Origin of the sequence: Ruminococcus sp. B05 (assembly GCF_003628495.1) — a bacterium.
Taxonomy (GTDB): Bacteria; Bacillota; Clostridia; order Lachnospirales; family Lachnospiraceae; genus Schaedlerella; species Schaedlerella hominis.
This window is the reverse complement of the sequence record NZ_RBZR01000023.1, coordinates 13,026-25,058: the sequence shown is the minus strand read 5'-3', so window position 1 is coordinate 25,058 and position 12,033 is coordinate 13,026. Positions and strand designations below refer to the sequence as shown.

Annotated in this window: 10 protein-coding genes; all 10 read left to right on the top strand. The window is 36.7% G+C overall.

Translation table 11 applies throughout. The features are described from left to right. Window positions 1-26 precede the first annotated feature (26 nt). The 10 genes from D8Q48_RS13855 to D8Q48_RS13810 all read left to right on the top strand — a co-directional run bounded on the left by D8Q48_RS13855 (window position 27) and on the right by D8Q48_RS13810 (window position 12,031). A complete protein-coding gene (locus tag D8Q48_RS13855; protein WP_121056879.1) occupies window positions 27-707 on the top strand; it encodes a GTP pyrophosphokinase family protein in 681 nt (226 codons plus the stop codon). 35 nt (window positions 708-742) lie between these two features. Next, a complete protein-coding gene (cls, locus tag D8Q48_RS13850; RefSeq protein WP_118342018.1) occupies window positions 743-2,302 on the top strand; it encodes a cardiolipin synthase in 1,560 nt (519 codons plus the stop codon). Between the two features lie 259 nt (window positions 2,303-2,561). Next, entirely contained in the window at window positions 2,562-3,926 is a 1,365-nt protein-coding gene (locus D8Q48_RS13845) for a citrate/2-methylcitrate synthase (protein WP_172679323.1), read from the top strand. A gap of 1 nt (window position 3,927) precedes the next feature. Beyond that, complete coding sequence (locus D8Q48_RS13840) at window positions 3,928-4,353, top strand: MarR family transcriptional regulator (protein ID WP_006858455.1); 426 nt, start codon at window positions 3,928-3,930, stop codon at window positions 4,351-4,353. A 175-nt stretch (window positions 4,354-4,528) separates the two neighbouring features. Then, window positions 4,529-5,962 (top strand): phospholipase D family protein, encoded by a 1,434-nt coding sequence (locus tag D8Q48_RS13835; protein WP_121056877.1) that lies wholly within the window; start codon window positions 4,529-4,531, stop codon window positions 5,960-5,962. Then, window positions 5,941-6,651 (top strand): response regulator transcription factor, encoded by a 711-nt coding sequence (locus tag D8Q48_RS13830; protein ID WP_003693048.1) that lies wholly within the window; start codon window positions 5,941-5,943, stop codon window positions 6,649-6,651. Before D8Q48_RS13835 ends, D8Q48_RS13830 begins: the two co-directional genes overlap by 22 nt. After that, window positions 6,651-7,694: a HAMP domain-containing sensor histidine kinase gene (locus tag D8Q48_RS13825; protein WP_117502258.1), complete on the top strand. Its 1,044-nt coding sequence runs from the start codon at window positions 6,651-6,653 to the stop codon at window positions 7,692-7,694. The genes D8Q48_RS13830 and D8Q48_RS13825 overlap by 1 nt, the downstream gene beginning before the upstream one ends. Window positions 7,695-7,725: 31 nt before the next feature. Further along, window positions 7,726-8,790, top strand: a complete 1,065-nt coding sequence (locus D8Q48_RS13820) for an FUSC family protein (RefSeq protein ID WP_118237443.1) — start codon at window positions 7,726-7,728, stop codon at window positions 8,788-8,790. Continuing rightward, window positions 8,780-9,352: a CDP-alcohol phosphatidyltransferase family protein gene (locus D8Q48_RS13815; protein ID WP_121056875.1), complete on the top strand. Its 573-nt coding sequence runs from the start codon at window positions 8,780-8,782 to the stop codon at window positions 9,350-9,352. Before D8Q48_RS13820 ends, D8Q48_RS13815 begins: the two co-directional genes overlap by 11 nt. A gap of 57 nt (window positions 9,353-9,409) precedes the next feature. Then, window positions 9,410-12,031 (top strand): cation-translocating P-type ATPase, encoded by a 2,622-nt coding sequence (locus D8Q48_RS13810; RefSeq protein ID WP_005360247.1) that lies wholly within the window; start codon window positions 9,410-9,412, stop codon window positions 12,029-12,031. Window positions 12,032-12,033: the final 2 nt, after the last annotated feature.

The following is a 12,033-nucleotide window of genomic DNA, read 5'->3' as shown; positions in this document are numbered from 1 at the left end:
AAAGATGAAGTAGAAAGGAAAGTACCATGACAAAGGATGAAGTAACAAAACTCTGGATGGACAGTCCGGAATCACTACAGTTTTTAAATAATGCTACAAAATTTTATAATTTAATGATGATGTATCGTTGTGCTATTCGGGAGATACAAACTAAACTTGAGGTTTTGGATGATGAATTTTCAGTTGAGAACAATCGAAATCCTATTTCTTTTATAAAAACAAGGATTAAGAAGCCCAATAGTATTTACAATAAATTGCAGAAAATGGAACATGATTTTACAACAGAAAATATACAGACATATTTAAATGATGTAGCAGGCGTTCGAATAGTTTGTGCGTTTATTGACGATATTTATATGATATCAGATTTGATTACCCAACAGGATGATATTAAAGTTATTGAAATAAAAGATTATATAAAAAATCCAAAACCAAATGGTTATCGAAGCTATCATATGATTGTTGAAATACCAGTATTTTTTGCTAAGGGTAAAACACCTATGCGTGTAGAATTACAGATCCGAACCAATGGTATGGATTTCTGGGCAACATTGGAACATCAACTTCGCTATAAAAAAGGAATTGAAGAAATGCCTGGTTATGATGAGATAAGTGAAGAATTACTTCATTCTGCAAGAGCTATCATTGAAGCGGATAATGAAATGCAGAGAATAAAAGACAAAATTGGTATGTTTCATGAAATTTAGGCAGAAAACTGAGCAAGTAGGAAGGTGGAATATATATGAAGCAAGATACTTTAGAGGGCAAAGCAAAAACAAAAAATGGGGTAAAACGGCTGTGTTTTTCCATAGTCTGCATTCTTCTGGAAGTAATTTTTATTATTACTATCGTAACACGCTTGAATGAATATGCAGAAATTATAAATTTATTTACAAGGATTTTGAGTGGAATCTTGGTTTTGGGATTGTACGCATCAGATAAGACCTCTTCTATGAAAATGCCTTGGGTCATCTTAATTCTAATCTTCCCAATTATGGGTGTAGGCCTGTATTTGTTGATTGGTTTGAATGGTGGCACACATAAAATGCGTGAGCGATATGCAGAAATTGATAGCAAATTGTTACCAATGCTTCCGGACAGTCAGGAGTGTTTGAGCAGAATAAAAGAAACAATTCCGAAAGCAGGAAATATAGCAAGTTACATACAAAGAAATTCGCAGTATCCAATCTATCAGAATACGGATATTGTGTATTTTGATGAAGCAGTGAAAGGATTAGAGGCACAGATTAAGGATTTGGAGAAAGCACAGAAGTTTATCTTTATGGAATATCATGCGATAGAAGACGCTGAAGCATGGCATAAGATTCAAGATGTTCTGGAAGAGCGAGTAAAAGCAGGTGTGGAAGTTAGAGTATTCTACGATGATATGGGTTCTATAGGCTTTATTAACACAGATTTTGTGAAAAAGATGGAGGCAATAGGAATTCATTGCCGTGTATTCAATCCGTTTATGCCAGGTTTAAATCTGTTTTTGAACAATCGTGATCATAGAAAAATAACAGTTATTGATGGAAAAGTCGGATTTACAGGTGGATATAATCTAGCAAACGAATATTTTAATTACACACACCCGTATGGACAGTGGAAAGATACAGGTATTCGTTTAGAAGGAGATGCTGTTCAGTCGCTTACGGTGACATTTTTGGAAATGTGGAATGCAGTAAGTGATAAGGATGCTAATGATTCTGATTTTAGTAAATACCTTTTCCACTATGATTATGCGGCACAGCAAACTGGGTTTGTTCAACCTTATGCAGACAGCCCTATGGATAATGAGCAAGTAGGAGAAGAAGTTTATATCAGTATGATAAATAAAGCTGAAAAATACTGTTGGTTTATGACTCCATATCTAATCATAACAGATGAAATGACGCATGCGTTATGTCTGGCTGCTAAGCGAGGGGTAGACGTAAGAATTATCACACCTGGTATCCCTGATAAAAAATTTATTTATAATATAACTCGTTCTTTTTATCATGGATTAGTTAAACATGGTGTTCGTGTTTATGAGTGGACTCCTGGTTTCTGTCATGCAAAAATGAGTGTAGCAGATGACTGTATGGCAACTTGTGGAACAATTAATCTGGATTATCGAAGTTTATATCACCATTTTGAAAACGGCTGTTTTATGGCAGATTGTCAGGCAGTTGTGGAAATAAAAAATGATCTGATAAGAACGATGGGAGAATGTCGTGATGTGACAGACCAATATCAAACCGGACGAAGTGCATATTTGCGACTGGGACAATTATTTATGAGATTATTTGCTGGATTGCTATAAGAATCTGATGAAACGACCTTTCAAAAAACAGTTGATTTAGAAGTTAACTGTTTTTGAAAGGCCGTTTTTGCTATATCTAACAGTCTGTTGTACAAAGAAGATTTTGCATGGATGAAAAAACAAACCTTGTTGAGGTTAAATTGAGTTTTTCATTGTATTGTATTGTATTGCTAATGAATAAGAATAAGAATAAGAACAGACAATGCTGAATGCTCTGGAAACAAGAATATCTGAGTATAGTATGTAAGTTCGTAACAGAATGAAAGGAGCGATTCAAATGAGCAATTTGGAAAATTATATGAAACAGCAAGCAATTTTTTGTGAACAAAATGATAGCATTAGTAAGAATCTGTATTCAGAGTATGGTGTAAAAAGAGGCTTACGAGATGAAAAAGGCCAAGGTGTGTTGACGGGGCTTACAAATATTTCTGATATAAAAGCTTTTGAATATCGTGATGGAGTAAAGAGTCCATGTGATGGCGAGTTATCTTATCGTGGTTATAATATAAAAGATTTAGTAACAGGAAGTAAAGGAAAAAGGTTTGTCTTTGAAGAAGGAGCATATCTTCTTTTATTCGGAGAATTGCCAACTGATACACAGTTAATGGAATTTCAGGGAAGACTATCTGATTGTATGGAACTACCGACTAACTTTACCAGAGATGTCATTATGAAAGCACCTACATCAGATATTATGGGTTCTATGACTCGAAGTATTCTTACATTGGGCTCTTACGATAAAGAGAAAGAAAGTCTTGAAATTCCGAATGTGCTAAGGCAGAGTATGCAGTTGATCGCAGCATTTCCTATGTTAGCAGTATATGCATACCATGCTTATTGTCATTATGAAAAAAACGAAAGTATGTATATTCATAGACCTGAAAAAGATTTATCTATTGCTGAAAATTTCCTGCGCCTATTAAGACCAGATACAAAATTCACAGAACTGGAAGCAAGAGTACTGGATATAGCATTATTGTTACATATGGAACATGGTGGTGGTAACAATTCTACATTCACTACACGGGTAGTAACATCTTCAGGTTCAGATACTTATTCTGTTATTTCAGCAGCAATGTCATCCTTAAAAGGAAAAAAACATGGCGGTGCAAATCTGATGGTAATGAATATGATGGATGATATTAAAAGTCATGTGAAAGATTATGAAGACGAAGAGGAAATTGCATCATATCTGAGTAAGATTTTGAAGAAAGAGGCGTTTGATCAGAAAGGACTTATTTATGGAATGGGACATGCTGTATATTCTATTTCAGATCCGAGAGAAAGGGTGTTCAAAGGCTTTGTAGAACAACTCGCAAGGGATAAAGGACGTGAGAAAGATATGACCCTTTATAACAATATTGAGAAGATTGCACCTAAGTTGATTGCAAAGCAGCGTCAGATATTCAAAGGAGTAAGTCCTAATATAGATTTCTATAGTGGTTTTGTGTATGACATGTTGAATATTCCAAGAGAATTGTACACGCCATTATTTGCGATAGCAAGAATTGCTGGTTGGAGTGCACATCGCCTGGAAGAATTGATAACTACAGATAAGATCATTCGCCCGGCATATAAGAGTCTAGTCAGCAAAAAAGAATATATAGAAAGAGAGGAACGATAATATGGGAGCAGGAACCAGTGCAGAGGAGTTTTTTTTAAAGAGCATCAATGTTGAAAGTATATTTGAATTTGTTGAAAGAACAGATTATTTGTTCCTTTATAGTATAAAGGAATGTGTTGAAAAATCAGACTGTCATGAAGGAGTATATCTTTCAGAAGTGGCAGAATACATGAAATTATCGATTCCAGAAACATCTAAGATGGTAAAAAGTCTTGAAAATAAAGGATATATTATCTGGAAATTAGATGAAAAAAAAGAAAGAACGTACCTTGTTTTGACGAACAAGGCAATTGAATTAAGTAATTGTCAGAAAGAAAAAATGATAGAAGCTTATGAAAAAATCATATCGAATATACAAGAAGATGACCTGGCAGTTACACGGTGTACATTGAGAAAAATCCGACAGCTTATGGAAGAAATAAAATAGTGATTAATACAACGGAGTAAGAAAAGCTCCTTCATATATTAGAATAAAAATATGACTGTTTCTTTAAAAAGAAGCCTGTCATATTTTTTTATGAAAAATAAATTTTGTTGAGGTTAAATTGAGATTGACTTTGTATTGTATAAGTATGAAATAAAAAGGAATCAGGTGATGTACAATGAAAAAGCATAAAATATGTAAAATTCTTCTTGTTATACTGGCAATTTTTTTATGTGTGGCTTTTTATGAATTGCTCGGAATCTGCGTTGCATATAAAAAGCAGCCGGAAGTGTCCAATACAACCAAAAAAGAAACAAAAAATGGGTCATGGAATGAATGCAGTGAAAATACAGAACGGGCAGTAATCATAGAAAAGAATCCAGAAGCGCTTTTACAAAGAGTGCGTTTGATCAAGAATGCAAAAAAGGAAATTATTCTTTCTACTTTTGCATTTCAATCCGATGAAAGTGGAAAATTGATTTTAGGAGCACTGCATGATGCGGCAGACAGAGGTGTACATATTCGTCTGTTAGTAGATGGAATGGAGAGCTGGATTGATATGGAAGGAAATCCGTATTTCTATGGATTATCTTCTCATGAGAATGTTGAAATTAAACTATATAATAAGGCCAATCCGTTGAAACCATGGAAGATGATGGGTAGAATGCATGATAAATATTTGATTGCAGATGGAAAGAGATATATTCTTGGGGGAAGAAATACATACAATTATTTCCTGGGTGATTTTCCGGGACATAAGAACTATGACAGAGACGTGTTAGTGGTTTGCGATGAACCTGAGAAAAAAAATTCAGTTAACCAGTTGTTAGAGTATTTTGAAACGATATGGGAACAAGAAGACAGTGGTTATTTTCATGACAATAAAAAACTGGCAAATAGAAAATCTGTAAAGAACGCAGTTTTAGAGCTGCAGAACGGCTATCAGAAATATTTTGAAGAGAATAAGGAAAGAATCTGCGATACCGATTACACGGACGAAACTTTTGAGACAGAAAAGATTGCATTAGTGTCAAATCCTATTCACACAGGTTCCAAAGAACCAGTAGTGTGGTATCAGTTGGGAGAATTGATGAAAAATGCAAAAAATCGTGTGAAGATCCACACGCCATATATTATCTGTAATGATATGATGTATAATACATGGGAGGAGATTGCAGAGAACGTTTCAGATTTTTCTATCATGACAAATTCAGTTGCGAATAATGGGAATCCATTTGGGGCTGCCGATTATGCGAAAAACAGAAATAGAATCTTAAGTACAGGAATTAATATCTGGGAATATGAAGGCGGTTATTCATACCACGGAAAAAGTATTCTGATTGACGATGATCTGTCTGTAATCGGTTCCTTTAATATGGACATGAGAAGTGCATATCTGGATACGGAACTGATGCTTGTAATTCGCAGTAAAGATATTAATAAACAGTTGGAAGAGGGCATGATGGAATATGAAAGAGTGTCCCGCCAGGTATTGGAAGATGGAACCTATCGTGATCCATATCATGTAGAGCCAATCGAATTAACAAAGAAACGTCAGAGAAACATACTTTTGGTACAGCATCTGCTTGGATGGGCAAGGTATCTGTTTTAATAAGGAGGAAGGAAAACGTGTTTCAAATATTGATTGTAGAAGATGATAAAGAATTAAGCCAGCTATTCCAAAAAGTGCTTGAGAAGAATGGATATCAAGTCAAAAGTGCATCGGATGGAGCACAGGCATTAGAAGTATTGGATAAGGAATATATTGATCTGATCATTTCTGATATTATGATGCCGGTTATGGATGGTTATGAACTGGTGTCGGAACTCCGTTCAGCAGGATATCAGATACCGGTACTTATGATCACTGCGAAAGGTTCCTTTGATGATATGCGCCAGGGATTTCTTTCGGGAAGTGACGATTATATGGTAAAACCGGTAAATGTGAATGAAATGGTTTTAAGAGTCGGAGCACTGCTTCGCCGTGCACAGATACTGAATGAACACAAAATTGTGATCGGTTCAACAGAGTTTGATTATGATGCAATGACGGTTACAACTGATAAGGAAAGTCTTGTTTTGCCTAAAAAAGAATTCCTGCTTTTATATAAGCTTGCAGCTTCGCCAGGCAGAACATTTACAAAACAACAGTTGATGGATGAAGTATGGGGATACGAGACGGAGGCAGACCCACATACGATAGAGGTACATATAGGAAGGATCAGGGAGCGTTTTAAAGATAACCCTGATTTTGAAATCGTAACAATGCGTGGAATTGGATACAAGGTGGTGAAAAAATAATGGAACAAAAGAAAGAAAAAGGATTGCGGATCCGATCCTGTCTGACTGGTGCAATCTGGCTGGCACTTGTATTTTCAACAGTCATATCTGCTTTATTATTTGCTTTTTTGAATCATTTTTTTAATCTGCCGGGCAGCATACCTGTGCTTGGCTGGCTTTTGATTTTCAATACATTGATTGCAGGGCTGATCACTTCCTTTATCAATGCAAAGTTACTGGAACCAATTACCAGACTTAGTAAAGCAATGAAGGAAGTTTCTCAGGGAGATTTTGAACAGCATTTGGAAACGAACAGCCGTATAGCAGAAGTTGGAGAATCTTATCAAAGTTTTAACGTTATGACAAAAGAACTTCGTGCAACAGAGGTGCTGCAGATGGATTTTGTATCTGATGTTTCTCATGAGTTTAAGACCCCGATTAATGCCATTGAAGGATATACAATGCTGCTTCAGGGAGAAGAACTGTCTCCGGATCAAGAGGAATATGTAGAAAAAATCTTATTTAACACCCAAAGACTTTCCGGATTGGTTGGTAATATTTTGCTGTTATCCAAGTTAGAGAATCAGAATATACCAATGAAAAAAACAGAATATCGTCTGGATGAACAGATCCGCCAGGCATTTCTTTCATTGGAAACAAAATGGACAGAAAAAGAAATTGGTTTTCAGGTAGAATTGGAGGAAGTTAAATATACTGGGAATGAAGGACTTTTTATGCATATCTGGATAAATCTTTTGGATAATGCGATTAAGTTCAGTCCTTCAAAGGGGACAATTACGATGTTTCTGAAACAAGAACAGGATTCTGTTAAGTTCATTCTGGAAGATGAAGGACCAGGAATAGAGGATGATGTAAAATCCAGAATATTTGACAAGTTCTATCAGGTAGATGGATCTCATAAAGCAGAAGGAAATGGCCTGGGTCTTGCACTTGTAAAACGGATTGTAGATAGTGCCGGAGGAACAATCAAAGCAGAAAACCGTGAATATGGTGGATGCAGATTTGTTGTAGAGCTTCCGATACAGAAAGATGAGGCCATATAAGTTTAAGAAAAACAGATAGAGGAGGAATTACATGACATTTTATCAGGAATTGCAGTTAAATCAGGCAGGTTCTAAAAATCTGTTGAAAAAGAGTGAAACAGTGAAAGAAAAATCATATCATATACTGGTATATTTGGTAAAGATAGCCGTTACAATGGCATTTTGTTTTTTATTTGTTACTATTTTCAGTATCTTATTTGGAAATGAGAATAGTATTGTGGGTGTAGTAGTTTTATTATGCCTTATGGTATTTCGGAATGCGGATCTGGGGATCCACACCGGACAATCTACGATGCTTTTGGCTTTGTTCTTTGTAATTATGACTGTATGTCCGCATTTAGCAAATCAGTTTTCACCGGTATTGGGAATGCTGTTAAATATTGCGGCACTGGCTGTGTTGATTCTGTTCGGATGCCATAATCCATTCATGTTTAATCAATCTACATTGGTTCTTGGGTATCTGCTGCTATATGGTTATGATGTTACGGGAAAAAGCTATCAGATGCGATTAGTCGGAATGGCTTTAGGTGCAGCACTTACCTGCTTCGTATTTTATCGAAATCATAAAAACAGAACTTATAAAAGAAATCTGAAAGATTTGATACAAGAATTTGATATCACTTCTTCCAGAACAAAATGGCAGATATGTCAGATTTTATGCGTACCGATTGTCCTTTGCATTGCAGAACTTTGTAATATGCCACGTGCAATGTGGGCTGGTATTGCGGCCATGTCCGCGATTTTGCCGTTTATGGAAGATATGCACTACAGAGTCCGTAAAAGGATTGTCGGAAATATTGCAGGTGTTATATGTTTTACAGTATTATATTTTCTGCTTCCTTCGTCAATCTATGCATATATAGGAATTCTTGGTGGAATCGGTGTAGGATTTTCAGCACAATATGGCTGGCAGGCAGTATTTAACACATTTGGTGCTTTAGCCATTGCTGCAGAGACTTATGGACTACAAGGAGCGGTTAGTCTTAGAGTGATTCAAAATGTTTTTGGTGTTGTGTTTGCTTTAGCATTTTGTGTTATATTTTATTGGTTTATGTCTAAAAAAAAGGAAAGTGAAGTGACTGTACATGCAGAGTGAAGTGAATCAGGAAGAAAATTTGAATAGAATTATTACGGTTCCTAATCTTCTTTCTTTTTTTCGGCTTTGTCTGATTCCGGTAATTATATGGAGTTATTGTGTAAAGAATAATCCTCTGTTAGCTGGTGAAATCTTATTGCTGTCTGGTCTTACGGATCTTGCTGATGGATATATCGCAAGAAGATTCCATAGGATTAGTAATTTAGGAAAAATACTTGATCCGGTGGCTGATAAGCTGACACAGGCAGCGATGTTAATCTGTCTGTTTACTCGTTTTCCGCATGTGCTTCTTTTAATCGTAATAATGGCAGGTAAGGAGCTGTATATGGTAGTCAGTGGATGTCTTGTGATACGAAAGACAGGAAAAGTACATGGTGCAGACTGGCATGGAAAGATAGTAACCTTTTTATTATATGGAACTGCAGCGGTGCATATTATATGGTTCCACATTACACCGATGGTATCAGATCTGTTTATTGGTTTGTGCGCTATAATGATGGTCATATCGGTCGCTCTGTATATTATCCAGAATACCAGGACTCTTAAGGGAGAGACTGTATAAGCAATTTTATATTGCAATGACTAGAAAAATATTTAGGAGAACGAGGAGGCGGAAGTGATGAAGGAAATTTATCAGCAGACGGTAGAAGAGGTTCTTGAAAGGGTGAATGGCAAGAAATCTGGGCTTACGAGTGAACAGGTGAAAAGATCCAGAGAAAAGTGTGGGTGGAATGAACTTACAGAAGGAAAGAAGAAAGGTATCCTGCAGATTTTCTTTGAACAGTATAAGGATTTTCTTGTACTGATTCTAATTGCATCAGCAATCATATCTGGTATGCTTGGAGATGTGGAAAGTGCGGCAGTTATCGTGACGGTTATTACGATCAATGCAATCTTGGGAACAATACAGACGGTAAAAGCAGAACAATCTCTGCAGAGTTTAAAGAATCTTTCTGGCCCGGAGGCAAAAGTATTGCGTGATGGTACAGTCGTTCAAATTCCGGCAAGAGAACTGGTTGTTGGAGATGTGATACTGCTTGAAGCAGGAGATATGATTCCGGCTGATGGAAGACTGATTGAAAATGCAAGTCTTAAGATTGATGAGAGTGCTCTTACAGGAGAAAGTCTTGCAGTTGAGAAAAACATGGATACAATATTGACGGAAGCGCCACTTGGTGATCGGACAAATATGTTATTTTCCGGTAGTTTTGTAACGTATGGGCGTGGGAAAGCTGTTGTAACGGATATAGGAATGCAGACTGAAGTCGGAAAGATTGCAGGACTTTTGAAGTCAACTTCGGAAAAACAGACACCACTTCAGGTGAGTTTGGAAGTCTTTGGAAAGAAGCTTTCTATTATGATTCTGGTATTTTGTGGACTCTTATTTGCAATAAATGTGTTCCGCGGTGAAAAGATCAGCAGTGCATTTATGTTTGCAGTAGCACTTGCAGTAGCAGCAATTCCTGAAGCGCTAAGTTCTATCGTGACAATTGTACTTTCTTTCGGAACACAGAAGATGGCAAAAGAGCATGCAATCATTCGTAAACTACAGGCGGTAGAAGGACTTGGAAGTGTTTCTATTATTTGTTCGGATAAGACAGGAACGCTCACACAGAATAAAATGACGGTTGAAGATTATTATATAGATGGAAAAAGAATTTCAGCAGAGGCAATTGATATATCAGATCAGGCACAAAAATGTCTTTTAAATTACAGTATTCTATGTAATGATTCGACAAATGAAAATGGAGTAGAAATTGGAGATCCAACAGAAACAGCATTGATTAATCTTGGAAGTCGATATGGGATAGAGGCGGCAAGCGTAAGAAAGCTTTATCCAAGAAATGGAGAACTGCCATTTGACAGTGATCGAAAGATGATGTCAACACTTCACCTGATAGATGGTAAAAATCAAATGATTGTAAAAGGTGCAGTCGACAAGCTCCTGGAACGTACAGAGCAAATCTGGACGAAAGAGGGAATTCGAAAAATTACTGAGGAAGATAAAGAAAAAATACAACGTCAAAATCAGGAATTTTCGATGGAAGGTTTAAGAGTATTGGCTTTTACCTATCGTGAAATTCCTAAGAATCACACATTAACGATACAAGATGAGGATCACTTAGTATTTCTTGGTTTGATTGCGATGATGGATCCTCCGAGAGAAGAATCAAAAGCTGCGGTAGCGGAATGTATAAAAGCGGGAATTCGACCGGTTATGATCACCGGAGATCATAAAATTACAGCAGCAGCAATTGCAAAGAGAGTTGGCATATTACATGATTTATCGGAAGCCTGTGAAGGGGCAGATATAGAAAATATGAGTGACGAGGAACTCAAAGAATTTGTCTCAAATATTTCTGTGTATGCAAGAGTGTCACCGGAACATAAAATTCGCATTGTTCGGGCATGGCAGGAAAGAGGAATGATTGTGGCAATGACAGGAGACGGTGTCAATGATGCACCGGCATTAAAGCAGGCAGATATTGGTGTTGCAATGGGAATGACCGGAACGGAAGTTGCGAAAGATGCAGCAGCGATGGTACTTACAGATGATAACTTTGCAACAATCGTAAAAGCAGTGGAAAATGGACGAAACTTATATCAGAATATCAAGTATGCGATACAGTTTCTTTTGTCAGGAAATTTCGGAGCAATTTTAACCGTTCTTTGTTCATCGGTTGCAGGACTTCCGGTGCCATTTGCACCAGTACATTTACTCTTTATTAATCTTTTGACGGATAGTCTTCCGGCAATTGCGTTAGGCTTAGAGCCGGATAGAAGTGAAGTGATGAGTGAAAAACCGAGATTGGCAGATGAGTCGATATTGACAAAAGATTTTCTTAGCAAAATCGGTCTGGAAGGTTTGGTAATTGGAGCAATGACAATGATCAGTTTTTTGACAGGATACAACCAGAATGGTACATTGCTTGGAAGCACGTATGCTTTTGGAACTCTTTGTCTGGCACGTTTGTTTCATGGATATAATTGCAAATCAGATCATCCGGTCATTTTTACAAAAGGTCTCTTTCATAACAAGTGGCTTCAGGGAGCATTTGTGTTAGGTGCAGTACTCATTACAACAGTACTGACGGTTCCTGGTTTCCATAACTTATTTAAAGTGGAAACTTTGAATCTGATGCAGCTTGGATGTGTATATTTATATGCTTTTGCAAGCCTTCTGATTATTCAATTACTTAAGTGTATACGTATGAAACTAAGAAAAAGAGGGGAAAGATAGTG

Coding starts and splice junctions, on each gene's coding strand:
- D8Q48_RS13855 (WP_121056879.1), top strand. CDS start 27: ATGACAAAGGATGAAGTAACAAAACTCTGGATGGACAGTCCGGAATCA.
- cls (WP_118342018.1), top strand. CDS start 743: ATGAAGCAAGATACTTTAGAGGGCAAAGCAAAAACAAAAAATGGGGTA.
- D8Q48_RS13845 (WP_172679323.1), top strand. CDS start 2,562: ATGAAAGGAGCGATTCAAATGAGCAATTTGGAAAATTATATGAAACAG.
- D8Q48_RS13840 (WP_006858455.1), top strand. CDS start 3,928: ATGGGAGCAGGAACCAGTGCAGAGGAGTTTTTTTTAAAGAGCATCAAT.
- D8Q48_RS13835 (WP_121056877.1), top strand. CDS start 4,529: ATGAAAAAGCATAAAATATGTAAAATTCTTCTTGTTATACTGGCAATT.
- D8Q48_RS13830 (WP_003693048.1), top strand. CDS start 5,941: ATGGGCAAGGTATCTGTTTTAATAAGGAGGAAGGAAAACGTGTTTCAA.
- D8Q48_RS13825 (WP_117502258.1), top strand. CDS start 6,651: ATGGAACAAAAGAAAGAAAAAGGATTGCGGATCCGATCCTGTCTGACT.
- D8Q48_RS13820 (WP_118237443.1), top strand. CDS start 7,726: ATGACATTTTATCAGGAATTGCAGTTAAATCAGGCAGGTTCTAAAAAT.
- D8Q48_RS13815 (WP_121056875.1), top strand. CDS start 8,780: ATGCAGAGTGAAGTGAATCAGGAAGAAAATTTGAATAGAATTATTACG.
- D8Q48_RS13810 (WP_005360247.1), top strand. CDS start 9,410: ATGAAGGAAATTTATCAGCAGACGGTAGAAGAGGTTCTTGAAAGGGTG.